Source organism: Paenibacillus sp. FW126-R14 (assembly GCF_058789495.1).
In genome coordinates this window covers 224,683-251,430 of the sequence record NZ_JBYTBS010000002.1, presented here as the reverse complement: position 1 = coordinate 251,430, position 26,748 = coordinate 224,683, and the positions used below count along the sequence as shown (strand labels likewise).

The 26,748-nt window shown below is 46.4% G+C and carries 16 protein-coding genes; 15 read left to right on the top strand and 1 reads right to left on the bottom strand.

Annotated features, from left to right (window positions below):
* Positions 1 to 3: 3 nt before the first annotated feature.
* Positions 4 to 909: a LysR substrate-binding domain-containing protein gene (locus AC3WRW_RS02425; RefSeq protein ID WP_492544639.1), complete on the bottom strand. Its 906-nt coding sequence runs from the start codon at positions 907 to 909 to the stop codon at positions 4 to 6.
* 131 nt (positions 910 to 1,040) lie between these two features.
* On the opposite strand from AC3WRW_RS02425, the gene AC3WRW_RS02420 reads away from it, so the two are divergent.
* The 15 genes from AC3WRW_RS02420 (at position 1,041) to AC3WRW_RS02350 (ending at position 26,648) form a co-directional block, all read left to right on the top strand.
* Positions 1,041 to 1,709 carry an O-methyltransferase gene (locus tag AC3WRW_RS02420; RefSeq protein ID WP_492544637.1) on the top strand — a complete coding sequence of 223 codons (669 nt, stop codon included), beginning with the start codon at positions 1,041 to 1,043 and terminating at the stop codon, positions 1,707 to 1,709.
* 72 nt (positions 1,710 to 1,781) lie between these two features.
* Positions 1,782 to 1,928, top strand: coding sequence for a hypothetical protein (locus AC3WRW_RS02415; protein ID WP_492544636.1), 147 nt, complete (start codon positions 1,782 to 1,784; stop codon positions 1,926 to 1,928).
* A gap of 597 nt (positions 1,929 to 2,525) precedes the next feature.
* Complete coding sequence (locus AC3WRW_RS02410) at positions 2,526 to 2,942, top strand: hypothetical protein (protein WP_492544634.1); 417 nt, start codon at positions 2,526 to 2,528, stop codon at positions 2,940 to 2,942.
* 213 nt (positions 2,943 to 3,155) lie between these two features.
* Positions 3,156 to 4,043 carry a hypothetical protein gene (locus tag AC3WRW_RS02405; RefSeq protein ID WP_492544632.1) on the top strand — a complete coding sequence of 296 codons (888 nt, stop codon included), beginning with the start codon at positions 3,156 to 3,158 and terminating at the stop codon, positions 4,041 to 4,043.
* Between the two features lie 182 nt (positions 4,044 to 4,225).
* Positions 4,226 to 5,434 (top strand): chromate transporter, encoded by a 1,209-nt coding sequence (locus tag AC3WRW_RS02400; RefSeq protein WP_492544631.1) that lies wholly within the window; start codon positions 4,226 to 4,228, stop codon positions 5,432 to 5,434.
* A gap of 196 nt (positions 5,435 to 5,630) precedes the next feature.
* A complete protein-coding gene (locus AC3WRW_RS02395) occupies positions 5,631 to 6,272 on the top strand; it encodes a YfbR-like 5'-deoxynucleotidase (RefSeq protein WP_492544629.1) in 642 nt (213 codons plus the stop codon).
* 220 nt (positions 6,273 to 6,492) lie between these two features.
* Positions 6,493 to 13,224: an S-layer homology domain-containing protein gene (locus AC3WRW_RS02390; protein WP_492544627.1), complete on the top strand. Its 6,732-nt coding sequence runs from the start codon at positions 6,493 to 6,495 to the stop codon at positions 13,222 to 13,224.
* 213 nt (positions 13,225 to 13,437) lie between these two features.
* Complete coding sequence (locus AC3WRW_RS02385; protein WP_492544625.1) at positions 13,438 to 14,373, top strand: carbohydrate ABC transporter permease; 936 nt, start codon at positions 13,438 to 13,440, stop codon at positions 14,371 to 14,373.
* A gap of 2 nt (positions 14,374 to 14,375) precedes the next feature.
* Complete coding sequence (locus AC3WRW_RS02380) at positions 14,376 to 15,242, top strand: carbohydrate ABC transporter permease (RefSeq protein WP_492544623.1); 867 nt, start codon at positions 14,376 to 14,378, stop codon at positions 15,240 to 15,242.
* 107 nt (positions 15,243 to 15,349) lie between these two features.
* Positions 15,350 to 16,696 carry an ABC transporter substrate-binding protein gene (locus tag AC3WRW_RS02375; RefSeq protein WP_492544621.1) on the top strand — a complete coding sequence of 449 codons (1,347 nt, stop codon included), beginning with the start codon at positions 15,350 to 15,352 and terminating at the stop codon, positions 16,694 to 16,696.
* Positions 16,697 to 16,772: 76 nt separating this feature from the next.
* Positions 16,773 to 18,536 (top strand): sensor histidine kinase, encoded by a 1,764-nt coding sequence (locus AC3WRW_RS02370; RefSeq protein ID WP_492544619.1) that lies wholly within the window; start codon positions 16,773 to 16,775, stop codon positions 18,534 to 18,536.
* A gap of 19 nt (positions 18,537 to 18,555) precedes the next feature.
* Positions 18,556 to 20,157, top strand: coding sequence for a response regulator (locus tag AC3WRW_RS02365; protein ID WP_492544618.1), 1,602 nt, complete (start codon positions 18,556 to 18,558; stop codon positions 20,155 to 20,157).
* Between the two features lie 126 nt (positions 20,158 to 20,283).
* On the top strand, positions 20,284 to 20,565 hold the full coding sequence (locus tag AC3WRW_RS02360; RefSeq protein WP_492544616.1) for a chorismate mutase: 282 nt from the start codon (positions 20,284 to 20,286) through the stop codon (positions 20,563 to 20,565).
* 1,078 nt (positions 20,566 to 21,643) lie between these two features.
* Positions 21,644 to 25,885, top strand: a complete 4,242-nt coding sequence (locus AC3WRW_RS02355) for a PA14 domain-containing protein (RefSeq protein WP_492544614.1) — start codon at positions 21,644 to 21,646, stop codon at positions 25,883 to 25,885.
* 172 nt (positions 25,886 to 26,057) lie between these two features.
* Positions 26,058 to 26,648, top strand: coding sequence for a TlpA family protein disulfide reductase (locus AC3WRW_RS02350; protein WP_492544612.1), 591 nt, complete (start codon positions 26,058 to 26,060; stop codon positions 26,646 to 26,648).
* Positions 26,649 to 26,748: the final 100 nt, after the last annotated feature.

The following is a 26,748-nucleotide window of genomic DNA, read 5'->3' as shown; positions in this document are numbered from 1 at the left end:
AGCTCATAAGTACGATTTGGTATAGGGATTTTGGCGGATCATTCGGATAAGATTCATCGTGGAAGCAGATAAGGGCTCATTTTTGCGTGTGCAGATGGCGATTGAATTTTTCAGATGGATGCCTTCCACATAAACACGGCACAGCTCTCCGCGTTCGACATATTCACGTACAACCAATGACGAGACGAAGTTCGCACCGTACCCGGCAATAACCGCAGTAATCGCTTCATGCAGTCCGTTAAACTGCAAAGAAATGGTGGGAACGGAGGAATTGTAGGTCCGGCATAAGGATAACAGTCTTTCCCGCGTTGAGCTTCCTTCTTCCCGCATGACAAAAGGTTCCTTCATCATCTCGGACAGAGTAACTTGCTGATTCGCATATTTGTGATGAGGAGCAACGACAAACCACAGCTCGTCCTGGAACAATTCTTCCGTCTGAATCGTATCCGGGTAGGCCTCGGCGATCCCTCCATAAATGGCGATATCGACCTCTACTTGCAAGAGCTGTTTGAGGGCATCGCTTGAATTGGTTGTGGTGATGATCATTTCGACTTGCTCATACTGCTGCTTAAACTTGGCTATCCAAGCGGGGATGAGGAAATGAGCGGGTAAATACGTTGCGGCTAATCGAATGCACCCGTTCGTCCCGTTGCGGTAATTGTGGGCGAATTGTTCGATTTGCTGTTCAACCGCGAAGAGCCTTTTGGCAAGCAACGCAAGTTCCTCGCCGGCATCCGTAAGAGCGATTCCTCTTCCTTGAGGTTTGAGCAGGGGGAGCAGCATTTCCTTCTCAAATTTTTTGATCTGAGCGGTAATGGCGGGCTGACTTATATTTAAAAGTTCGGAAGCGCGCGTCACGCTTCCGGTCGTTGCAACCGTATGAAATAAACGCAGTGCATGTAAATTCATCTTGTATACTCCCTTTGCTTCTTATTTATATATTATATGTATAAATAAATTTAAAAGATATATTATTCTTATGATTTGGACTGTCATACAATGGAGGTGAAGGTAAGGAGCAAAGAGGAGGAATGAGATGAATGAGTCAAACGAACACTTGGGAGAAAGTAGATCAGTATATTACGGAGCGCCTAATTCCACACGACGCTGTACTGGAAAAAGCGCTGTTTGCGAATCAACAAGCAGGTCTGCCTGCATATGATGTTACACCTGCTCAAGGCAAATTGTTGAATTTATTAGCGCAAATGCAAGGCGCCAAACGAATCCTGGAGATCGGGACGCTGGGAGGATACAGTACGATTTGGTTGGCGCGTGCATTGCCTTCCGGCGGACGTTTAGTGACTTTGGAACTCGACCCAATTCATGCCCGGGTGGCAGCGGCGAACCTGTCCCTTGCACAGCTGAGCGATATTGTTGAGCTTAGGGTAGGGGATGCTTTGGAACAATTGGCGCTGATGGATGAGGAAGGCGTCCAGTCTTTTGATATGATTTTTATTGATGCAGACAAACCTAATAATCCCAACTATTTAAAATGGGCGCTGCATTTCTCTCATCCTGGGACTGTCATTATCGGCGATAATGTCATTCGCGAAGGCGAGATCATCAATGAAAGCAGTGAAGATCCCCGCGTGCAGGGAGTAAGGCAGTTCTATGATCTGTTGGCTGAGGAACCGAGGATTACCGCAACGGCTATTCAAACTGTTGGCAGTAAAGGTTACGATGGCTTTGTCTTGGGGATTGTAAAATAGCGTTTAGGCGAATTGCTTGTGAGTTGCTTGTGCTAACGGACAGTGTAGGCTTTATTCAAAGGATTCCAGCCAATGATGAATTCTAACGGACACTTAAGCAGTTATTCACGAGATCAGAGCGTATTTATGCAGGCGATTGGTCTAATAACGACACTGGAGTCCGTTATTGATGAGATTAGCTCGTTTATCGGAAATAACGACAGTGAGGTCCGTAAATGAGAGTCATGCCTTTGGAGACAGCCCCCTTTTCTTAATTTCGGTAGCCGTTATCAATAGCTTGATGAGGCGTCCAACATCTCGGGAGTGGGGGCTGTTGTCACGGTAGCCAATAGGAAGCGCCGTTAGCCTCGGGAGGCGAGCGCAGGTGTATAATGTAAAGAGTGAGCAGGCGCCGCCAGGCGTCTGCTTGTTTGTTTTTATGGCGGAATTGTCCTATGCTGATGGTATGAGCCTGGTAAAATCCTGGCATGCACCCAGCATGTACCTGCTATAAATATTTCTTGGGAAATATTTATAGCAATCTCCAGCTGCCTGCTGTTCGTTAGTCTGCCCGGAACGGAAAGAAATGCTGCAGAGTAGCAGAAACAGCTAGTTTCTACGCCCCGCAGGAGGATATGGGGAACTTCAGGGCGTTATTTCTCCCTAATCAGCCCTTTGGGCGGGGGAAAGGGAACTAGGTTCCGCTGTTTTACCATTCTGAAACAGATCGTTAGAAGTTAGGTGAATTAAGACCCTGCCGTTCCCCTTGGACACCCGAAATTCCTCTTTTCGTCGAAATAAGGGAATGGAGTTCCCGCACGAGGAAGGAGTAGAACGATGCGAAAAAATATCATACTTGTATCTGTTTGTGTCCTAGTTATACTGGCAATCTCCGTGTTTATGTATGACATGAAAGACAATCCTAACTCAATGAAGAATCGAGTACCTAAAGAAACGCTGAGTCATTTTTATGATGTTTACGCAAAAGGCATGGACGGTGTTTCTGAATTTATGAAAAATAATAATGCCGGTAGCCTTGCCAATTACAGATTTTATTACGGTGAAATATCGGGATATCAAATAGAAAAGATCAAAGAACTAGATCCTTTACATAAGGAGGCACAAGTTAAAGTTCAAGTTAAAGATAAACAGAAAGCCTATACAGATTTCATCACGTTAGAGCTAATTGATAACAAATGGTTAATTAGTAGTTATTCAAGTTCAAGTAAGGAAGGTTGGCCAACCCTACCATAAGTGATAGGGTACAGAACCCTTAAAATAATACGGAGAATATGTTGATAAATGCTCTTAAATCAAGAGTCTGACTTTATTGCGATTGTGCGCAGTAACCCAAAGTCACTCAATAACACAGATTTCGACACTCTCGTTTCGACTGTAATTTCATTTATATGAATCTAGAATACTATTAGGAGCTTATAACCTTGGAAATGATGAGGAGATGATCAGATGGTGAATTTAGATTTAGAACTGGTTTATAGTCCAAAACAAGTACACGAACATCTTCGGGTAAGCGATTCAAGCTTACGCAAGTATGCGATGGCTCTCGAGGCAAGAGGATACAAATTCCGCAAAGAGGATAATGGCAACCGGATTTTTACGCAACACGATATTGATATATTTGAAATCTTAAAACAGCGTCTGGATGCTGGTCAAAGCATGAAGACAGCGGCAAGCTCAACCATGTCCCATGTTCGCAAGAACGCGACAAGAACGCTACCCGTTCCTGTCGTCCCTCCTGCTCCGCCAGCGGTATCCGAACGTTCTTCCGACGCGATGAAACAGATGTTTGAGGAAGGGCTTGCGGTGCTGCTTGAAGAACGCATTCATACCGCAATGAAACCTCTAATAGAAGGCGTTTCCCACTTAAGCAGTCTTGTAACGGATCTGACACACCAAAATAAGCAACTGCTAACCCAAAACCAGGAGCTAAGAACGATGCTGCCAGCACCGCTCGATAAGGAGGAAGAACAGCGCCGGCAGCGCGAAATTGTGGCCGAAGTGAAGGTTCTGCACGAAGATCAGAGGAAACTCGAACTTCTGCATTATGAAGAACTGAAGCGGCAGAACGAGGAAATACAAAAGCTCATTCCCCCTGCGCCGGATCATGAGAAAGAGCGCAGCGAAAGAACCAACGAATATTTGACCATTCGAAGAATCAACCTCGCACTTGAAAGGGAAGCCCGCGACGCGTGGAGTCAACAGCCGAAACAAGAACGGCTAAGAAGGAGCGGCATCTTCAAGAAGGAAGAAGATACGGAAAAACGCGACGGATTCATTAAAACGTATATGGATGAATATTTTGAAGAACGTTTACGCAGTGAATTTGCACAATAGGCCAACTTTCATCACTCCCAGCGAAGCCGCTGGCACCGTGCCTCCCTACCGTCTAAATCAGGTGGGGAGGCTTTATGTTAATTTTATATGTTTGCCGCTCAAAAGAAGATTCGTTATTATGAATAAGAAGCCGCTTGTTTATTTTATGTGCAATTGAAAACGTTCTGGAGGTATGACGATTCGTGGAAAAAATTGATGCGGCTGTCCAACCTAAGCCCGCAAGAAAACCGGGAGCTCTTCTCGAAATATTGGCTGTATCTGCCAAATTGGGTGTCACTTCATTCGGAGGGCCGATTGCTCATCTTGGTTATTTTCATAACGAATACATACGGCGCCGTAAATGGATGGACGAAAGAAGCTATGCGGATCTGGTCGCACTGTGCCAATTCTTACCCGGTCCCGCCAGCAGTCAGGTTGGCATAGCCATTGGGGTCATCCGTGCCGGGCTGCTCGGCGGATTGACAGCATGGCTTGGTTTTACACTTCCATCGGTAATTGCGCTGGTGTTATTCGCCTTTCTGCTGCAAGGATTCGACATTGGCAGCGCAGGCTGGATTCACGGGCTGAAAATCGTCGCCGTAGCTATCGTCGCTCAAGCCATACTTGGCATGGGACAGAAACTTGCGCCTGACCGCAATAGAGCAACGATCGCCGTCCTTGTAGCGGCTGTTACTGTATTGTGGCAAACGCCTTTCAGCCAAGTTCTCCTTATTGGTATTGCAGGCATTGTGGGCATGCTGTTATATAAAAGTACGTCGATTCCGAATGAATCGAATTTCCCCGTTCCCATTAGCCGGAGCATTGCCGTGTTATGTTTGGGGGTCTTCTTCGGGCTCCTGATTCTGCTTCCTGTGCTTCGGCAATTTGCTCCCGGAGAGTGGCTGGCTTTATTCGACAGCTTTTATCGGTCAGGGTCGCTTGTTTTTGGCGGTGGGCATGTCGTTCTGCCTATGCTTGAAAACGAAGTTGTGCCGACTGGCTGGATTAGCAAGTCGGATTTCTTAGCAGGTTATGGTGCGGCGCAAGCAGTACCTGGCCCGTTATTCACCTTTGCCGGGTATTTGGGAGCGATGATAAGCGGAGTGACAGGGGCAATCGTTGCTACGGTGGCTATTTTTCTTCCAGCCTTCCTGTTGATCGTCGGAGCGCTGCCCTTCTGGAATACGCTGCGGAAGAGCGCTAAAGTTCAAGGCGCGCTGACCGGAGTCAACGCAGCTGTCGTGGGCATTTTGCTTGCAGCGCTGTATAATCCGCTTTGGACGACGGCGATCCTATCTTCTGCCGATTTTGTCCTGGCAGCGGTTTTGTTCGTTATGCTCGTCTTTTGGAAACTGCCGCCTTGGGTCGTGGTAATCGCGGGTGCGGTAGGCGGAATGCTGATTGCGGTGTAAATGAGAGGCTTTGCCTTTGAATGCTTTAACTGAAGCCTGGGAAATCAGGCTTTTTTAGTATTTCCATGTCTTCAGACTTTTAACGATATCGCGGATTATATTTAATCTAGATTTTACAGGCAGCTAGTATACTTATAAATGTGAGATCATGAATAAAATGGACGAGCTATTTAACATAATAGGGAGGATTGAACGTATGGGAATCCATTCATATTTCAGGTCTTTAAATGATTTGGAACGAATTATCCGCTGCCCGGGAAAGTTCAAGTTTGAGGAACATAGTGTCGCCGCTCATTCATGGAAAGTCGTGCAATACGCCAAAACTCTTGCGGACATTGAGGAAAAAAACGGCGCAAGCATTGATTGGAAGAAGCTTTATGAAATTACAAGCAGTCATGATTACGGTGAAATTTTCATTGGAGATATCAAAACACCTGTCAAGCATGCTTCGCCGGAGCTTCGTTTATTAATTCAAAAAGTAGAAGAAGGCATGGTTTATAATTTTATCGAAGAACAGATTCCCGAAGAGTATAAAGACATTTTCCATAAACAGCTGCGCGAGGGAAAAGACAGCTCCATGGAAGGTTTGATTTTAGAAGTAGCAGATAAAATGGATCAAGTGTATGAGGCATTCGCTGAGCTTCAACGAGGAAACACAGAGAAAGAATTCATTAAAATGTACCGCGACGCACTCATTAAAATAAATAGCATCCCGTTATACTGCGTTGATTATTTTTTGAACAACATTTTGCCGGATATGGTTAACGACGAAATTACTTCACCGGTCGATATCAAACGAATCACGGAAGAAGCATTAGCCTATAACGGAAATAGTTGAAAAGGATGCAACTGCAGCTGACGCCTACGCTTTCTTCCCGGCCAGGGGGGAGGGCTTTTTTGGGTTTCACGAAGTTACACCAAATGACAAAAATAAACAATTTTAGTCAGAACATCGGTGCTATTGAAAAGATTTTTAACAATCCCATAAAAATTTTAAACTCTATTGGTATAGCCATTTATTTTATAATGAAAGTATTACAAGTAAGGGGGGACACCACATGCTTCAAAGCACGAAGAAAGCGCTTGCAGCTATTCAGGTTCTATCGATGCTATTTTCATCGGCGTCTTTAGGTGCAGGAGTAGCTTCAGCAGAGACACCCTCAGCAGTCGAGGTTACGACCGATACTGCTGCCGTTTCGACAAATTTCTTAGACGTTGCCCGTCACTGGGCGTCAAACGAGATCAACCGTTGGTCGCAGAAAGGCTTGATTCAAGGGTATGAAGACGCAATGTTCAAACCTGATGCATCCATTTCCAGATCGGAGTTTGTCTCTTTGGTGAACCGGGTATTTGGGTATACGGATAGAGCGAATCTCTCCTTCCCGGATGTAACAACAGGCGCTTGGTATGCGGATGATGTATCCAAAGCTGCAGAAGCGGGGATCGTATCCGGGGATGATCAGGGAAATTTCAGACCGGAGGCACCGATCAGCCGGCAGGAAGCGGCAGTCATTCTTTCCCGGGCATTTGATCTAAAAGCGAAAGACAATAACATATCGGATCGTTTCACTGATGCCGGCCTTATTGCAAGCTGGAGCAAGGAGGCTGTAAACGCACTTCTGGAAGGCGGATATGTATCCGGGCGCGAGAATGGCGCTTTCGATCCGCAGGCCGACATCACGAGAGCGGAATTCGTCAAAATGATCGACGCAATCGTTGGAGAATTGAATAATGAGGCCAAGACATACACCGGTCATGTATCCTCTAACTTAGTGATTAACACCAAGGATGTAAAACTAAAAGATATGGTGATCGAAGGCAACTTGTACATAACACAAGGTGTAGGCGATGGAAACATGTCGATGGAAAATGTAACTGTGAAAGGCCAGACCATTGTACGGGGTGGCGGAGAGCACAGCATTCTCATTAGCAAATCGAAGCTTGTAGGGCCATTAATGGTTCTTAAAAAGGATGGGAAAGTTCGCATTGTTTTGGACGGCAGTACGGTGGATCAAATCAACATCCAATCCAAAGCATCGCTTGAGCTTCTAAGCGGAAAAGTTGCCAATGTCAATATTCAAAAATGGGCTGGTGGCACGACCGTACAAATGGGAGCGAACGCTGCCGTAACGAACTTTAAAGCGGACGCGCAAGTGGATGTAAAAGGCAGCGGCAGCATTGAAAACGCCGTAATTAATGCGGACGGCGTGAAGATGGAACCGAAGCCGGCGCATGTCACTGTTGCGGATGGCGTGAAAACGGATGTAGCTGCGCCGACGGCATCGGGTGGAGGAACATCCGGAGGGGGTTCTTCTGGAGGGGGTTCTTCTGATGGCGGTTCATCCGGAGGCGAACAAGCCGTCAAAACAGCCGCCCAAGTGGCAGCAGCCATTACAGCGATCACAGCGCCGGCGATGGACGGCACTGCCTTAACGCTCCCGGCAGTACCGGCAGGGTTCACGGTTGCGATTAAGACATCAAGCAACACAGATGTGATTGCGCTTAATGGAACCATAGTGCCTCCAAACGCAGAAACTACCGTGAATATCGTATTGGAAGTAACAAGAACATCCGACAGCAGCAAAGCGAGCACGGTAAGCATTGCGGTAGTTGTGCCTGCGAGGAGCATTGTCCAACGAACTGCGGCAGAAGTTGCAGCGGAAATGACAACGATTACGGCACCATCGAAGGATGGCACTGTATTATTGCTGCCAGCCGTACCCGCAGGGTTTATTGTTGCAATTAAGACATCAAGCAACACAGAAGTGATTGCGCTTAATGGAACCATAGTGCCTCCAAGCGCAGAAACTACTGTGAATATCATATTGGAAGTAACAAGAACATCCGACAGCACCAAAGCGAGCACGGCCGGCATAGCCGTAGTAGTTCCTGAGAAAAGCAGTGTGACTGCTAGTGCAACGGACATTCAAATCAAAAATCCGGGATATAACTATGTCAGTGATATCTCAAAAGATGCGATTAGCGTTACATCAGGGAACACTTATATGTACACCGTCGATACAGCTGAAGGCGCGGGTCTTACTACTTTGGCCATAAAAACAGTAGGTGAGCTGCTGGGGCAAATTACTTCGAAAACTTCGGCGACCCAAACGTACGCAGTTAAAGGTGGAAGCGGAACGAAGCAGTTGACGGATCCGATCGCTCAGGGTGACATTTTAACGGTAACTGCAGGAGAAGAATCGCATAATTATACCGTCAATGTGATCAAGGCCGCATTAAGAGGCGAACTGCAGTTGGAAAATAGCGTAATAACGGCACAAACGCAATCCGACGTTGTGTTGAACTTTTTCGCAGGCATGAGAAGTCCCGCAACAGAGGTTGTGCTTAAGGTTCCAAAAGGGATTGGCGCCACTTTGGATAATACATCGGTCAATGTTATTGGCAGAGGTAAAGTAAAGCTTTCAGGGCTTGAAACACAATCGATAGGCCGAGTGGGAGCGGGGTACCGGTTCCAAAAGGTTGGTACGGTTGCGATTACCGACAATTTGGATGGCAGCCAGTTCATTACATTTAAGGGACTTGATTTGCGACCGGCCAATGGAGCCGATCTGCAAATTACTTTCGAGGGAGTGGCCATAGATGCAGGCAGTTATCAATTTGAAGCCTCCTATACAACTTCCGAACCTGAAGTACTAACTAGTCCCTGGGGGTCTGTGAGTCTGCAAGCCGTAAATACGGTCAGCAATTTCAATCGTATCTTGGATAAGAGTCTTACTTATAAAGAAAACGCAGAGACGTATACGAAAGCAAAGTTTACTTGGAGTGCTGCTAAGAATGCCACATCCATTAAGCTGATGCAATCCACGAATAAGGGAGTCACTTGGGCGGAAAGTCAAGCTGCGATCAGTGCTCAAGGGAGCGAAGTGGAGGTCGCTAACCTGACTCCGGACTCTGAGTACTACTTTAAGCTTGTAGTTAACGGTGGCGAAAATAGCGGAGATTCCAACATTGCCAAATTCTATACAGGCAAATTCAATGCTAAGCTGATGGGTGCAAAGGGCAATGGTACGGCTGATGATACGCAAGCTATTAACGATGCGATTGTGTATCTGAATTCTTTGGGCGGCGGCACACTATTGTTTGAGAATGGCACCTTCAATGTGAGAACGGTTCAACTTAAAAGCAACGTCTATCTATACATCCATAGCAATGCAACAATTTCAGCATTAAAAGGCGGAGATGCTCCAGAGACAACTTATTTCTCGGATAAAGCCTATCGCGCGGGTACATCGGCAACGGACACCGGACCCTATCGAGATCCTGAAAATTACATGACTAAGCAGGATGTAGGTCATACCTATTTTAGAAACGCGATGTTTTTTGGTGAAAGATTAGATAATATCAAGATCATTGGCAACGGCAGAATTACTGGCAATGGGAATCTGACGACGAGTGACGGAGTCATGAATAACGCTGCTGACAATCGTACAGACAAGATGGTTACAGTGAAGCTGTGTACAAACTTCGAATTCGGCGGCTTGGACAACGGTCTCGATCTGTGGTACCAAGAGACGAATTCACCTGCCACGGACCAACCTTATTATATTCAAAGCATTAATGAGGACGGTACCAATGAAGTCAAGAATACGGATATCAGCAATATGCTCAGAGTGGATAAGGCAGGACATTTTGCGATGCTGGCCACGGGTACCGACCATATCAACACGCACGACTTTTATTATGGCAAGGATGCAAGCGGCAGCGCCAGAGATGTATTCGACTATATGCAGAGCAGCTATGTTACAGCCAAAAATATTTATGTCAGAGGTTCTTCCGATGATATTGTAAAACCGGGAAGCGACTCTTCGTTAGGTTTTACCAGACCTGCAACGACCTATTATGTCCGCAATATTATCGGTGACACGAACTGTAATCTATTCCAAATCGGCAGTGAAACCGTAGATGACATTAAAAATCTCTATGTGGATAATATTTATGTGCTCGCGGGAAATAAAGCAGGCTTCTCCATTTCTACGAATGACGGAGCGCATGTCGAAAATGTATATCTGAATTATGGACATACGGGTACTGTGCACCATAAGGCCCAAATGAGACGCACGCGGGCACCGTTCTTTATTTCGATTTCAAATAGGGGACGTGTGATCGGGGGCAATGCGACTAGAATGAAATGGATGGAAAACGGCACACAGAGAGATGAGCTGTTAAGCACGAACGTAAATATTGGTGTGGTGAAAAATATTTACATCAAGGATGTTAATATTGAACAGGTTTATGGAGGAAGTCAATATAGTGATCCTTCCAAGAGATGGGCCGCCTATACGAATCAGAATAAGGCAGCGCCAATCATTGCGGGCTATAAAGTGGGAGACGGGGGTCCAGTGCTTCCGGATGGACGCAACATCGGCTACATTGAAAATCTGAACTTTGAAAATGTGGATGTTTTAGTCAAGGGCGGAAATAGCTTTGCTGATACATTGAAGAGTCCTCCGGAGCTGGGAGTTGGGAAATACAACATCGCGGATATTGGGGAACAGCCATCCTACGGCTTCTGGGCCAAACATGTGAAAGGTCTTTCGTTCAAAAATGTCACGACAAATTTTGAGAAAAATGATGATCGGTTTGCCATCGTACTGGATGATGTTTCCAATGCTATTTTGGATACGGTGAAAATGGTCAGCGGCTCCGGCAACCCGAATGTCCTGGAACTAAGGAATGCAAGTGATATAACCGTTACGAATTCCTCTTACTACAAGAATACATGGGGTTCAGCGCTAACCTCTCTTGCAGATATTAGTCATGTAACCGTATCTGGCAAACAGACGTATCCGAATCAAGCGATTGTGAATTTGCAGAACACGGAGATCCAGCTGAAGCTGGCCGGACATGCGAATCTGTCAGCGTTAGATACAGCAACTTCTACCATTACGGCCATTCTGGGTTCGACAGTCAGCGATGTGATCAGTCAAGTAGAGTCGACGAACGGCACAACACAGTCTTATGCTGTGAAGGACTCCAGCAACAATGCCAAGTCGTCGGGTCAATTGGTCACAGGAGATGTGTTAGTTGTCACTTCCCAGGACGGAACGGCAACGAAAAATTATCAAATTTCCGTTCCGAATGTCATTACCGTAGAGGGAGAGTCACAACTTACCACTGCTGCAAAAAGCGCTGGTGTTACGCTCTCAACCTCGTCAACGGGTGGCATTGCTTACCTGCAAACCAGTGCGGTTGCCGTAGGAGGTTATGTAGAATTAACCGTCAATGTTCCTACAACCGGCATGTATGAACTGAGTTATCAGTATAAAACCAATACGACGGGCAGAGCGACGGTTCAGGTTTCTTTGGACGGCACGGATATCGGTTCTCCAACGAACCAGAACGGGGCTACAGCGAATGTATTTGTTCCGGTTGTTCTCGGAAATGTCACGCTGACGGAAGGCATTCATACCGTGCGATTTACGGCGACGGCTGCGGGCAGCATCGTGATCGATTACGTAAGATTGACCGGCGCGACGGCCACGCCGCAGCTGCCAACGAACACGAATATTCAGTACGCTGCGAGTCATCCGAATGTGACGGCTGTTGATTCCGTCGCGCATGTGGTGAACGTAACGCACGGAACAACGGTAGATCAAGTTAAGCTGCAAGTGACATCCAGCGATAGCTCGACACAAACATATGCCGTAACGGATTCAAGCAGTCTGGCTAAGAATTCCGGAGCGCTTATCACCGGAGATATCTTGGTTGTTACGGCGGCAGACGGAACGACGACAGCGCCGTACACGATCAACGTTGCTCCGGCGGTTCTAAGCAGCAATACGAATATTCAATTGGCGGCGAGTCATGCGAATGTTGCAGCTGTTGAGCTTTCATCGATGCGAGTGGGTGTATCCGGAACAACGACCACAGTTGCTCAATTGACGGCTCAGCTTACATCCACAGACGGCTCGATTCAAACTTACACCGTCAATAATGCAGGTGGAACCGCACAAGCGGCAGGGCAGGCTCTGGCAAATAGCGTGTACACGTTAATTGTAAAGGCAGAGGATGGAACAACGACGGCATCTTACAAAATTATGGTGGGTGCTCTTGCTGCTAATGCATACGTCCAACCGAAAGCTGCCGACCACCCAAATGTTATCGCTATTTACAATGCAGATATGTTCATCATGGCTAAAACCGGTATTACGGCTGCAAGTCTGCTTGCCGAGATCGAATCGGTAGACGCTACGAAGCCGACTTATACGGTCACCGGTGCTGTTTATGCGACGGGTTCTTTGACGGGCAGCGCAGTGCTGTACAGCGGAGACCAGCTGCAAGTGACGTCGCAAGACGGATCGGTGGTCAAGACTTATACGATCAAATTAGTGGACGTCGTGTACGATATGGATCCGACCGGAACTTACCCGATAACGGGTTCTCTTTCCGGCAAACAAACGGCTACCGATGACACCGCCGGCAGCTATGTTCGAAACGGCGCAGTTAGCGGAACTCATTTGCAATATACCTTTCCGCTGAACGGGTCTATTCAATTTACGGTAACCGCTCCTTCGAACGGGAACTACGATGTGCTGTTCGGCTATAAGAAAAATACAGGCAGAGCTACCTTACAGTTGTCTATTGATGGAACCAATGTGGGCGCACCGGTAAATGAGCTTCTGGTGGGAACGCCGACTCCGCCTCAAGGGATGTACGCAAGCGCATTTGCAAACGTGTATTTAAGCGCAGGCACTCACACGTTTACTTTCACTTCTACCGTAGCCGGATCTGCATCTTTCGACTTTATTAGCCTCACGAAAATAAACTAAATCAGTTTGTTTAGATAGTGGAACAGGAAATTTGCCTGTTCCACTATTTTTAATTTATACAAATTTCTAGTTGATTTATATTCTGAATAACTGTTAATGATCTTAAACACTCTGATAATGATATTTGATTCTCCCTAATGCCTATCTGTCCTACAATTGAAATATAGAAACGGATTCAATTGAATCCGAGAAACTTGAAGTGGAGGAAACCCAGTGAGTACAAACCATGTAACCGTTGTAAACGGGGCGGTCGTTAAGAAACAGAAGCAGCGCATTCAGTGGTTGCCTTACCTCTTGATCGCGCCCGCGATTGTTCTGATTATTGTGTTTCTGTTCTACCCCGTCGGAAATGTGTTTTACTTCAGCTTGCAGAAGTTTAATCCGACGAAAGCCTACGAGAATGGATTTGTGGGGCTAAGCAATTTCAAAACGATTTTCACTTCCGACAAATTGTTTCTTTCAACCTTATGGGTCTCGGCCAAATGGGTTTTCGTCGAGGTCGCACTTCAGCTCATATGCGGATTAGGCATCGCACTTATGCTGAATCAAGCTTTTAAATTCCGCGGATTATTCCGGTCCGCAGCCATTTTGCCTTGGGCGATCTCAGGGGTTGTAACCTCTACGTTGTGGCAAATTATATTTAATGAACAAATAGGGCCGCTCAACGATATCCTTTTAAAACTAGGCCTTATCGATCATAAAATTGCGTGGCTTTCGGAAATAACGACCGCCTTTCCTGCCATTGTAACGGCGGAATTGTGGAGAGGAATACCGTTCTTCACCATCGCATTGCTGGCCGGTCTGCAAACAATACCCGGTGATTTGTATGAATCAGCGGTGGTGGATGGCGCAGGGAGATGGAAATCTTTCATCCATATTACGCTTCCTTTTTTGAAAACAACGATCATTCTAACGACTTTGCTGAGGGCCGTATGGGAATTCAATAACGTCGACTTAATCTTTGTTATGACCAACGGAACGGGTGGGCCTATTGATTTAACGACAACACTCCCGATGTACATCGTGAAGCAAGCGATTGTCGCGCAAGACTTTGGTTACGGCTCGGCACTCACCGTCATTGGCTTTATCATCCTGCTGTTGTTTGCAGTGTTCTACCTGAAATTAAGCGGATATGGAAAGGAAGAGTAAGCATGATTAACTCGCAAACGATGAAGCCTAAACCCATTCTTCCAAGGATCGTGGAAAAAACATTTATGTTGTATATTCCGATGCTGCTGGCGATGGTTTTCACATTATTCCCGTTGTTCTGGGCGCTCGTCACCGCGTTCAAAAGAGAGGCTGACATTACTAAGCTTCCTATCAAATACCTGCCGATGCCTGCAACGTTCAAAAACTTTCTGATTGCATGGAATAACGTTGGCTTCTCCAAGTATTTCCTCAACAGTTTAATCGTAGCGCTGTTGACCGTCCTCATCGTGCTGGTTTGCTCTATTCTAGTGGGCTATGCAATCAGCCGGTTTAAGTTCAAAGGCAAGAAGCTTTTCATGCTGCTGCTGTTATGTACCCAGTTTATTCCGGGGGCCATGCTTCTTATCCCGATGTTCGAGATTTTCAGAACGCTGCACCTCACGAGCAATTTAATGGCATTAGTCATCATCAACAGTACCTTCCAGCTTCCCTTCAACGCGATATTAATGAGCGGTTTTATTACCAATATTCCTGAGCAGCTTGAAGAAGCGGCGATGGTCGATGGATGCAGCCGATTGAAATCTGTCTTCCTGGTTATATTTCCGATCCTTGTGCCGGGTATTGTGGCAACCATGGTATACACCTTCATCGGATCGTGGAACGAATTCTTATTTGCCCTTATGTTGATTAGTAAAAAGGCGCTGTTCACACTGCCGGTTGGACTTCGTTATATGCAGGGTGAGTTTGACATTCAATATGGCGCTTTGGCTGCAGGAAGCGTAATTGCTTTGCTGCCGGCGGCAATCTTGTTCGCTTACGTTCAGAAGTTTCTAGTGCAAGGAATTAGTGCAGGCGCTGTAAAAGGTTAATCGATTTTGAACTAATTCACTCTTCGAGGCTATTTTCGAAAGGGGATTTAGGATATATTGAATATAAGATTAAAGGAGATGTTCACATGTACACAAAGGGGCTTAAGATGTTATTCGTAGTAGGATCGGCTTTATCGTTGACGCTATCGGGGTGCAGCAGCGGTGGAAGTTCCACGACCACGGAGACGACAGCGCCGAAACCAACAACCGCACCTACCGCACAAGCAGCCAATCCGGCGGAGAAAGTGAAGCTTACTTTTTGGGATGAGAATCCTGGACCGAACCGGACTCCTTTTTACGAAGAGTTAATTAAGCGTTTTCAAGCGAAGAATCCGAACATCCAAGTTGAGTATGTAGGAATTCCGGCAAGCGGTGCCAAACAAAAGTACGATGTGTCCATCGCGGCTAATGACACCCCGGACGTAGCGGGTATCAACATGGTATGGTTATCCGATTTCGTGGCCAAAGGTGCCGTTCAAGAGCTTGATCCGTACTTTAAGGACTGGAGCGAGAAAGATAAAATTGCTTCGAATATCGTAGAGTTCGATCGAGGTTTGTCAGCGGACAAAAAGCTGTATTATTTGCCGCACACGATGTTTCTGGATATCCTTTGGTATCGAACGGATTGGGTGAAGGACGCTGGATTGAAAGCGCCTACAACATGGGGCGACTTCTTCACCAACATTGACAAGCTGACCGATATTAAAAACAATCGTTACGGATTCAGCATTCGTGGCGGTGCCGGCAGTATCAATCAGCTCACATCGATGATTTATGCTTACTCCGGCATTTCGGAATACTTTACACCGGATGGCAAAGCTACTGTTAGAGATCCGAAAATTACGGAATTTTTAAACAAGTATGTTGCTCTTTATAAGAAGAATACGCCTGTAAGTGACGTGACGAACAGCAATAAAGAGATGAACGCAACGTTTGACACGGGAACTTCCGCTATGATTCAACATAACTTCGGTTCTTACAACGACCACGTAACGAATCTGGGTAACGATAAATTCGCAGGTGTCATTCCGCCAAAAGCGGATAACGGCAAAAGAGTTGTCGTTCCCGTTGCCAACGGCTTAGTGATGTTCAAAAACTCCAAGCATCCTCAGGAGGCATGGAAATTCTTAAGCTTCTTAATGAGTGCGGACAGTCAAACATACTGGAATCAAAGTATCGGTCAAATGCCTACCAACACAGATTCATTGAAAAGCGATTATGTGAAAAATACGCAGCATATTCAACAAGGCGCAGAAGTGCTCGCTGATAAAGAAACGACCGCTTTAAAGCTGCCGACTCATTTGCCGGATTACACGAAAATTACGACGCAGCAGCTGGAGCCTGATTTCCAAAGAGTGCTGACCGGAAAAATGACCGTAGCCGATTTCGTGAACGGCTGGGCGACTTCGATGGAAAAAGCAAAAGCAGATTATGAAGCGGCAATGAAAAAATAAAAAGAGATCAGTATCCATTTTTAGGGTGAGCGATGATTCGCTCTCCCTGAATGCTGTTCGTTAGGGGAGAATTTCTGTGCCAGTATTTCGTTCATTAAAGTCAACGATCATTTGGTTATTCATCCCAATCACGATTGTGTTTGTACTGGTTACAGGAACGATCTCGTTTATGCTCGCTTCGCAGCAATTAAAAGAAAACGCATTCACCAATTTGAACGATACGATCGCTCAAACGAAAAGCTTGTTAAGCGACAAATTAACCGCATTTATTGCTGAACTGATTGGTTTAGAAAATAAATCCGAATGGATCTCAATTATGAACAAGACAGATGATCCCGGCGTACCCTTGGAGCCTGAGGATTACATCTTTATGAATAAAGCGTTGGACTCCTATTTTGAACGTTATCCTATGCTGGACTCTGTGTTATTTTATTACAACGAAGGACGAGTATCGCAGTATAAACAAAATAACTCCTTAATTTCAACCGTTAATATTTCCTTGGATGATTATAGCAGTAAATTGGAGAGCGATCGTCTCTCCGTCATTAAATGGCTGAACATTCATGATGAGAATCAGTTGGCTGCCCCCCAGGTCATCAGTGTATACCGGATGTTCGGCAAAGATAAATCGCGCACGAAGGGGATTTTCATGATGAATTTGAAAAACCGCTTTTTCAGCGATTTATTGAACAATGCGAAGATCAGCACCAATGGTTATTTGTGTATCGTGAGCAACGACGGAGTTATGAGCTTTAAAAACGTAGAAGAACGTTACGAAATTAACGAAGCAAGCCTACAAGAAGATTTGATGAATGTGGACGAACCGTCCGGGAAAATCAATATAACGAACAAACACGGCGAAAAAATGCTTATCGTTTACGATACGTTAAGTCTCAATAAGTGGAAGGTTGCCGCTATCGTACCGGAACGGGAGCTTTATAACAAAGTGAACTCCATCGGACTGGTGATCATCATGGTAATGCTGCTGGCTATTGTTGCTGCTGCCTTGCTTTCTAATATCATCGCGCATATTATTACCAAACCTTTGATTAAATTGACGCATACCGTGAATCGCATTGATGACGGGAATTTGCCTATTTTGTATAAAGCGGTTCCTTCCAATGAAATTGGCGTACTGAGCAGAGGCATACAGGATATGATGCTGCGAATCAAAAATTTATTAACGCAAATCAAGGAGGAACAAGAAAAAAAGAGGTCGGCGGAGCTGGCCGTGCTGCAGTCGCAGATTAAGCCGCATTTTCTGTACAATACCCTATTTTCGATCAAACAGCTGTGTGAAATGGAAGAACATAAGGATGCTGCCGAAATGGTGACGGCGTTATCCAACTTTTATCGAATCAGCATTAATAAAGGAAACGAGATCATTCCGATCTCCCTGGAAATTGAACATATTCGAAATTATTTGTACATACAGCAGATGCGGTATGGCGAAGATTTTATATATGAAATCGATATGGAACCGGACATTATGAATTGCAATATCGTCAAACTTACGCTGCAGCCTCTCGTAGAAAATGCGATCTATCATGGCATGAAGTTAAAACGCGGACAAGGATTAATTCGCATTTGGGGCGAAGCAGCCAACCATGAGGTACGGCTCTATGTCGAGGATAACGGCAATGGGATGTCGGAGGAAGAGGTAAAAGCCATTAATCATAGCTTAAGGGAAGAGGCGGATAGCGGGAGTATCCCGGGGTTTGGCATTGGCAATGTAAACAAGCGGCTTCAGCTTAACTATGGGGCATGTTTTGGTCTTTTTTACGAGAACAGGCCGGGTGGTGGCGTCACCGTCATGATTAGAATCCCATTTTACGAATAAAAATGCGGGGGGCTTAAGAATGAAAGTTATCATAGTAGATGACGATAGTATTATTCGAAAAGGGTTATCGCGTACAATTCCATGGGAACAAAACGGATTTACACTTGCCGGTTTAGCGAGAGACGGCGAAGAGGCGCTGAGTCTGATTGCGGATGTGAAGCCTGACCTCCTGTTAACGGATATTCGAATGCCCTTTATGGACGGTTTCCAGTTGACGGAAGCGGTGAAAGAGAAATACCCGGATATGAAAATTATTATGCTGACCAGCTTTGACGAGTTTGAGCTTGCTCATAAAGCGTTGAAATTAAAGGTATTTGATTATTTATTGAAGCCGGTCGATACGCCGACGCTTTTGGATACGGCCAAAAGGGCGAAGGTCGAGCTTGAATATGAGAATGAGATGAAGCGGAAAGTGTTGGAAGGCATGCCGCTGTTGAGGCAAAGATTTTTGGGGAAAATGATCAAAGAGAACTTACCGGAGGACGAAATCCGTTCCCATAGCGAATTTCTCAATATTAAGCTGCCAAAATCCAAATATGTGGTTATTTTATTAACCGCTGACGATTACAGCTATCCCGATTACCAGAACCGCTTTGGCAAAGAAATGCTGAAATACTGCATCTTGAACGTGGCAGAGGAAACGATGCTAAGCGATTATGAGGGGATTGTATTTGAATCGGAAAACGATGAAATTGTTATTATTTACAATGCAGACGGCGAGCAGGATCATATTGAACAGCTGACGCTGCAAATTGCCGAGACGATTCGAGTCAACGTAGAGAAATTTCTGAAAACGACGGTGACTGTCGGCATTGGCTTTATTTATGACAAACCCGGAGACGTTTCCAGATCTTATCGCGATGCGAAGGCGGCTATTGAATTCCGTCATATGACCGGAACGAACAGGGTGTTGACCGTCTGGGACACCGGCCTTCCTCCTGCAAGCTCCACGGAAATTATTTTAAACGAGTTAGAGAACGAATTTGTCATGAAAGTAAAATTGGGACTGGAAAAAGAAGCCCATGCCATACTGGCTGATATCGAACAAAGACTGCTCCAAATGAAATTCGTCTCCTTAGCCCAGGTTCGCTTAATCGGCATTGAGATCAGCCTTCTTTTGTTCAAGGAGTTGGAAGAGATTGCGAATCGAAATGCGAAGATGAAGGAAAGTCTCGAGAGTGTTTATTCGTATTATAGTGAATTGGAACGTTTCCAAACGATTCAGGATATTTTTGCTTCTATTCGCCAAATCACATCGCGTTTCCTGGACATTGCGAACCGGCAGCGCGAGATTCAAACGCAGAGCATGGTGCATAGGGCAATTGCGTATATTGAGAGCCATTATGCAACGGAGGGGCTGTCGCTTCAAGAAGTCGCCCGTCACGTTCATATCAGTCCAACGTACTTAAGCATCCTTTTCAAGAAGGAGAAATCGATTACTTTCAGTGATTTTTTACTGCAAACCCGGATGAAATCAGCCATCGAATTGCTTCGCATGAGCGGCTTAAAGTCCTATGAGGTAGCGGAGAAAGTCGGATACAGCAATCCGCAATATTTCAGCCAATGCTTCAAGAAATTTACCGGATATTCGCCGACGGATTATAAAAATAACGAGCACTAAGGGACGATCCATCCACTTCTTCCTCTTTAAGCGTTGAATGTTCACCCATTTTCATCTAAAATAAAAACGGAGATTCCCGCATGTAAGATGGGAAACACGAACGGATTGAGCTGGGAGGAACATGGGATGACTAAACTGGAAGAACTTAGAACGAACATTGACGAAGTCGATCGGCAAATCATTGCTTTATTAGCTCAAAGATTCAAATATACAGAAGAAGTTGGAATTTACAAAGCAAGCAATCACTTACAAGCGCAGGATGCCAGCCGTGAGAATCAACAATTTCAGAAGATTGCACAGCTTTCAGAGCTCAATGGCTTGAACCCGGAATATGCTTCAGATATATATCGATGTATGATCGATATCGTCATTTCTCGCCATAAAGAGCTGCTTGAGGCGAAATGTTAATTGAATGATAAAGGAGCTGAGCGCTTGTTCGTGCTTGGCTCCTTTTTTGTTGCTGCGCTGCTCCCTTCTTGCAGGGACAGCGAGTCTCGCTGAAAGGGGACCCACAGGGTGCTATTTTGCTGGGAACAGCTCTTTAGGCAAGGGAATGGGAACTAGAGTTCGCTATTTCGCCATTTTGAGCTGATCGGTAGATCATTGAAGTGAAATAAGATCCTGTAGTTACCACAAGGCGTCCGATATTTCGCTTTTCGCCGAAATAGGGGAACAGAGTTCCCCTTAATCGCGCGGGTCTCAAGTTGAGCCGGTATCAAGCATGCGAAGGTGAAATGTATTTGGAGTATGACAAGGGTGTACACGGGAATGAATGGGATTTCAGACAGATTAGAAACAAAGAAGTGGAAGGCGGCTCAAAGTAGAATAGAAGAGGGATGGGTGTGAGGGTGGAAAGCCGCTTTGCGGCGGGCCGCCTTTGAAATCGTGTATATACCGCAAAATAAATTCAAAAGACACGATTTCAACAGCGGTTGGAACAACCCCACATCCATTCCTCCCCCCTGGACAAAAGTATGGGTTTACACGCAAAAGGACCGTCAGGAGTTCCCTGGCGGTTTTTCTCAAATTTAGTGTCCACCTGACCATTTAGGGTTGGCAGCTGTGTCGTCGCAACTGCAAAGATCGCATCGGCGGGGAGCTAACGGACACTCCAGGCCTTAATCGAAGGAATTCAGCCCTGAATGAACGCTAACGGACCCCAAAGCAGTTATTCACGAAATCTGCGCGTATTTACGTGCTTTCTTGTCTATTAACGACTCTGGAGTCCGCTATAGAGGAGCATAAGCCTATTATCGAAGATAACGACAATGAGGTCCGTTAGCGAAACACATGCCCACGCGGCGAAGTTGATTTATAATCTTTTGACAAAATAACGTACAAAAAGGCGGATTAACTTAAATACTTCCTCCACCGAATGATACATAATGTATCTGTAATCTTCCAATGAAAGGAGTTCTTGCAAAAAGAGAGAGGCTCAGCAGCGCTCTCACCCCATTCAACATTATGATCAGGAGGCTGGAAAAGAATGAAGTTTAAGAAGACGTTAAGCAAGCTGCTCATCGCCGCTTATGTATTCGGCACGATCTCAACGGCTCCGTTGATGACCTTGCAGGCGCAAGCAGCGGAATCGGCAAACGAGCCTGTTGTTCACGGCTTAAAAGGAGAGTACTATACGAATCTGGGCTCTCCGCAGTTTAACTTTGGTACGTTAAAATCAACCGTTCTTGATCCGAATTTGGATTTCGGCGATTTGGAAAAGGCGTTTGGTCTTTTAACAGGGCAGCAGGATAATGTGAACGTACGTTGGACCGGGTTCATTGAGCCCCAATTTTCCGAAGATTACACGTTCTCCATCATTGGAGATAACGGCTTCCGTCTTTGGATCGACAATAAACTTATCATTGATCACTGGGTGGACGATTGGGACAAGGAGCAGGTGGCGGCGCCGATCTCGCTGGTTGCAGGACAGAAATATGCGATTAAAGTTGAATATTTCGAACATACCGGCGGATCGAACATTCATATGCGTTGGTCGAGTCCGTCTGTACCCAAATCAGCCGTACCGAAAGAAGCTTTAACCCCGCCAAGCACTTTCTCCTATGTGGGCAAGGTTTCTGCGGATGGCGCCACAGCGGAAGTAAAGCTGGATAAAGCTGTGCAGCAGCTGCCGGAAGGGTTCGTTAATCACCTTAATTTCAACGTGATGGGCAGCAATTGGCCGGTCGCTTCGGCAGCGCTCAAACAAGGCGACGACAGCACCGTCATCGTTACCTTCCAATATCCGGTGTATTCAAAGGATGCTTGGTTAGTTAAGGCCACTTATGACGGACAAGGCGGTCTGAAAGATCAGGATGGAAAAGCCGTCCAAGCATTCGAGAAAATGTTGATAAACGATTCTGCCTATCAAATCATGACGCCATGGGCAAGCCAAGTGGATAAAGACAATGTGCTGCCTGAATATCCGAGACCGCAGCTTGTTCGCGACAAATGGAAAAATCTGAACGGGGAATGGGAGTTCCAATCTGCCAAAGCCGGGGATGCGCTGCCAACCGGGCAAAAGCTGAAGGAGAAAATCGTCGTTCCTTTTGCGGCGGAGTCTGTGCTTTCGGGCATTAAACGCGTAGAGAATCTCATGTGGTATAAGCGATCATTTACGGTTCCGAGCGATTGGAGCGGGCAGCGCGTCCTATTGAATTTCGGCGCCTCCGATTATTTGACTACGGTCTACGTCAATGGCGTAAAGGTTGGCGACCACAAAGGCGGTTACACATCGTTCAGCTTCGATGTTACCGATCAATTAAAAGCGGGCGATAATGAACTGATCGTTCATGTATTGGATAACACGGATAATGGCGAAGATCAAGCCGTCGGCAAGCAAACCGTGAAAAAGCTGGGCGGCATTTGGTATACGTCGGTCTCCGGTATTTGGCAAACGGTTTGGATGGAGCCTGTCGCTCCGGCGCATATTGAAAAGCTGGATATGACGCCTGATCTTGCGAATCAAACGCTGAAACTAACCGTTCCTGCGGGAGCTACCAACAATCTTACGGTGGAAGCCGTTGCTTTTAAGGGCGGCCAAGAGGTCGGAAGAATTAGCGGGCAAGCCGGTACGGGACTGAAAGTTCCCGTTCCGAATCCAAGACTTTGGACACCGGATGATCCATTCTTATACGATTTGAAAGTTTATTTGAAAAATGGGAACCAAGTTGTAGATCAAGTCGACAGCTATTTTGGCATGAGAGAGATTAAACTCGGGAAAGTAGACGGCATTACAAGACCGCTCTTGAACGGCAAATTCGTGTTCCAGATGGGCCCGCTCGATCAAGGCTTTTACCCTGACGGGATTTACACAGCTCCGACCGAAGATGCCTTGAAATTTGATATTCAAGCTGTGAAACGTGTCGGTATGAATACAATCCGTAAACATATTAAAGTGGAACCGGCTCGCTGGTACTACTGGGCCGATAAGCTGGGCGTTCTCGTATGGCAGGATATGCCGAGCTTGGAGGACCGCCAAGGCAACCATGGCGCAGATATTACACAGGCTGCCAAAACGCAGTGGCTTAAGGAATATAAAGAAATGGTCGATCAGCTCCGCAGCGCGCCATCCATCATTGAATGGACGGTCTTTAACGAAGGCTGGGGCGAGTTCGATTGGGGCGGACAGCAAACCAAGGACGCGACCAATTATGTGAAAAGTCTGGATCCGACACGTCTCATCAACAACGCCAGCGGTTGGCAGGATTCCGGCGCAGGCGACTTGGTCGATATGCATGCCTATCCGGCTCCGAACTCTCCGAAGCCTACGGATACACGTGCTGCTGTGCTGGGCGAATACGGAGGCCTTGGCTTGCATACGCCTGGACATGAATGGAGTCCGCTCGTGTTCTCGTATCAAGAAATGAAAAGTAAAAAAGAAATTACAGACAAATACATCGACTATATTAATCAATTGAAAAATCTCAAAGCAAACCCTGGCTTGAGCGCAGCTATTTATACGCAAATTACGGATGTCGAGTACGAAATTAACGGATTGCTTTCTTATGACCGCAAGGTTGAGAAGCTGGACTTCGATCGCATTGCCAAAGCGCACCGTGAATTGATCGGCACCGTAAATGCTGACGACCTGTCCGGCGGCATTCAAGAGGCTGAGCAGCTATACAGCAAGCTGGTCGTAGGCGATAAGCCGGGCCAATATAAGCAAAATGTGCTGGAGCACTTCCAAGGCGTCATTCAAGCGGCTAAGCAGGTGCTTGCGGACAGCCAAGCCACTGCGAACGATTACCAGCAATCGCTGAGCAAGCTATCGGCTGAAAAGGAAACCGTCTTCGCCGGGGTGAACGATCCGCTTCCTAAGGGTTCCACGGTAGACAATTTCGACAGCACCACGCTAAACAGCAATTGGAGCATTTATCGTCAAAATAACGCGAACTGGAGCCTAGTGACCAATCCCGGTAAACTGACGATCCAAACGCTAACCGGCGACAGCTTCGGGACTTCAAATGCGATTAAAAATGTGTTTTTGCAAAATGCGCCGAGCGGCGATTTCGTCATCACGACAAAAGTGACCGCCGAGGTAAGGAAGAACTTCCAGCAGGCCGGACTGTTCGTCTGGCAGGACGAAGATAACTACGTGCGGTTCGGACATGTTTGGGATACTGATGGCTCCACAGGAAAATCCTTAGAAACAGCGTATGAGAAAAGCACGGTCTACACCAAAGCCGGCCATATGGCGAAACATCCCGGTTTCGATACGTCCTTCCTGCAAATTAGTAAAGTTGGCAACGTTTACACGACCTATTATTGGGACGGTTCCAGCTGGAAGCAAGCCGCAGATCCGGTTACGGTACAATTAACGAATCCGAAGGTCGGGCTCTATGCGATCTCCACGTCCGATGGCACATCGATCCCGGCGCAATTCGATTACTTCTCCGTCGGCCCGATTGTCAATGATCCGACGTCGTCGCTGACCGGACCGGCAACGGTTTCAAGCGAACAATCTTTTGATTCGACATTTGGCTTGAGCAGTATTACACAAAATGTGTATGCCGAAGATTTGAGCATTACGTATGATGCGAATAAGCTTGAATTCGTTTCTGCGGAAAGCTTAAAAGATGGCTTAATCATCGTCGATAAAAAAGCAGGGCCGGGCAGCGTCCGCTTCATTTTGGCCAATGTAAAGGGTGCAAGCGTCAATGGCGATGTATTGAAGCTGCATTGGAAAGCAAAGGCTGCGAGTGAGGATGTAACCACTACGGTCAAGCTCTCCAATCTCGTTCTGGCCAGCGGAGAAGGTACAGAAACAGAAGTGGACGGAGCCACTCAAAGCATCCGCATTCTTGCAGCTGTGGATAAAACCGTTTTGAAAGCACGCATCGCTGAAGCTCAGAGCAAGCACGATGCTGCTACAGAAGGCACGGCTATCGGCCAGTATCCGGTTGGTTCCAAAGCAGCGCTGCAAGCGGCTATCGACAAAGCAAGCCTTGTCGCTAACGATGCGAGTGCGACCACTGCTCAGGTTGTTCAGGCAATTGCTGAACTGAATGAGGCGCTCCAAAGATTTAATGAATCGGTTATTACTCCGAAACCTGGTGACACGAATGGCGACGGTAAATACTCGATCGGTGACTTGGCGATTGTTGCAGCCGCTTATGGCAAAACATCCGCAGACCCAGATTGGGAGAAGTACAAAATCGCAGATTTGAACAATGATGGTCGCGTAGACATCGAAGATTTGGCAGCTTTGGCTCAGTTGATTTTACAGTAAACAAGTTCGCCTCCCCACGGGTTATGTCGTGGGGGGCGGCTTTTTTTGCAATGGGAAGGTGTACAGACCTGAATGTTTGTCAGAATTGCGCAAACTTTAGCCTAATAGCGTAAAGACGCACTTTTTTGCGGCAGATATAATCAGAGTAAACAGCGTTCAGGGAGAGGTTCATATGAAAAAGATGATCAGTGTGCTAGTTGGCATTCTTTTGTTAACCTGCCTGCCATTGTACCTGCATGTCGCGCACAAGAGTACGGAGCCCATTTCCGGCGAAGGACAGAGGCTGGATGTTCATAAGCTGGAGAGCATTGTGAATCTGGCCAGCTCGGGGGACAGGCCGGGAGCCAACGATGTGAAAGCGCCTTCTTTTACGTTGAAGGCATTGGACGGCTCGTATTATTCAATTGGGGGCAAACGAGAGAAGCCGGTTGTGATCCATTTTTGGGCGAGTTGGTGTGAGGCTTGTTCGGTTGAAGTCGTTCAATTGAGAAAGCTGTATGCGCAGTATAAGAATCAGGTTGATTTTCTTGGCATTAACGTGAGTACCGAAGAAAAACCGGAAAACATCGAAAAGTTTGTCAAGCAGAACAATCTCACGTATCCGATCCTGCTCGATGAGCATAAACATGCCGCTGATTTGTATGAGCTTCACGCGCTGCCCACTGTCTTTTTAATTGATAAGAACGGCTTTGTGGTGGACACGTTTCATATGGTCGATCCGCTTGAACTGAGCGAGAAGATTAGCCATCTGGCCGGGCCATGAGCGGGTTCCACATTCTTAGAAAGGAGGAGGCAGCTTGAAAGCTGACGACCGATAACGCGTATTACCTGTGTGAGCTTGAAGCAAGGATCGTTTGATTATA

Bases quoted from the DNA above. Each gene is read 5' to 3' on its own strand.
- AC3WRW_RS02410 (WP_492544634.1), top strand. From the start codon at position 2,526: ATGCGAAAAAATATCATACTTGTATCTGTTTGTGTCCTAGTTATACTG.
- AC3WRW_RS02380 (WP_492544623.1), top strand. From the start codon at position 14,376: ATGATTAACTCGCAAACGATGAAGCCTAAACCCATTCTTCCAAGGATC.
- AC3WRW_RS02350 (WP_492544612.1), top strand. From the start codon at position 26,058: ATGAAAAAGATGATCAGTGTGCTAGTTGGCATTCTTTTGTTAACCTGC.
- AC3WRW_RS02365 (WP_492544618.1), top strand. From the start codon at position 18,556: ATGAAAGTTATCATAGTAGATGACGATAGTATTATTCGAAAAGGGTTA.
- AC3WRW_RS02425 (WP_492544639.1), bottom strand. From the start codon at position 909: ATGAATTTACATGCACTGCGTTTATTTCATACGGTTGCAACGACCGGA.
- AC3WRW_RS02395 (WP_492544629.1), top strand. From the start codon at position 5,631: ATGGGAATCCATTCATATTTCAGGTCTTTAAATGATTTGGAACGAATT.
- AC3WRW_RS02360 (WP_492544616.1), top strand. From the start codon at position 20,284: ATGACTAAACTGGAAGAACTTAGAACGAACATTGACGAAGTCGATCGG.
- AC3WRW_RS02405 (WP_492544632.1), top strand. From the start codon at position 3,156: ATGGTGAATTTAGATTTAGAACTGGTTTATAGTCCAAAACAAGTACAC.
- AC3WRW_RS02355 (WP_492544614.1), top strand. From the start codon at position 21,644: ATGAAGTTTAAGAAGACGTTAAGCAAGCTGCTCATCGCCGCTTATGTA.
- AC3WRW_RS02415 (WP_492544636.1), top strand. From the start codon at position 1,782: ATGATGAATTCTAACGGACACTTAAGCAGTTATTCACGAGATCAGAGC.
- AC3WRW_RS02375 (WP_492544621.1), top strand. From the start codon at position 15,350: ATGTTATTCGTAGTAGGATCGGCTTTATCGTTGACGCTATCGGGGTGC.
- AC3WRW_RS02390 (WP_492544627.1), top strand. From the start codon at position 6,493: ATGCTTCAAAGCACGAAGAAAGCGCTTGCAGCTATTCAGGTTCTATCG.
- AC3WRW_RS02420 (WP_492544637.1), top strand. From the start codon at position 1,041: ATGAGTCAAACGAACACTTGGGAGAAAGTAGATCAGTATATTACGGAG.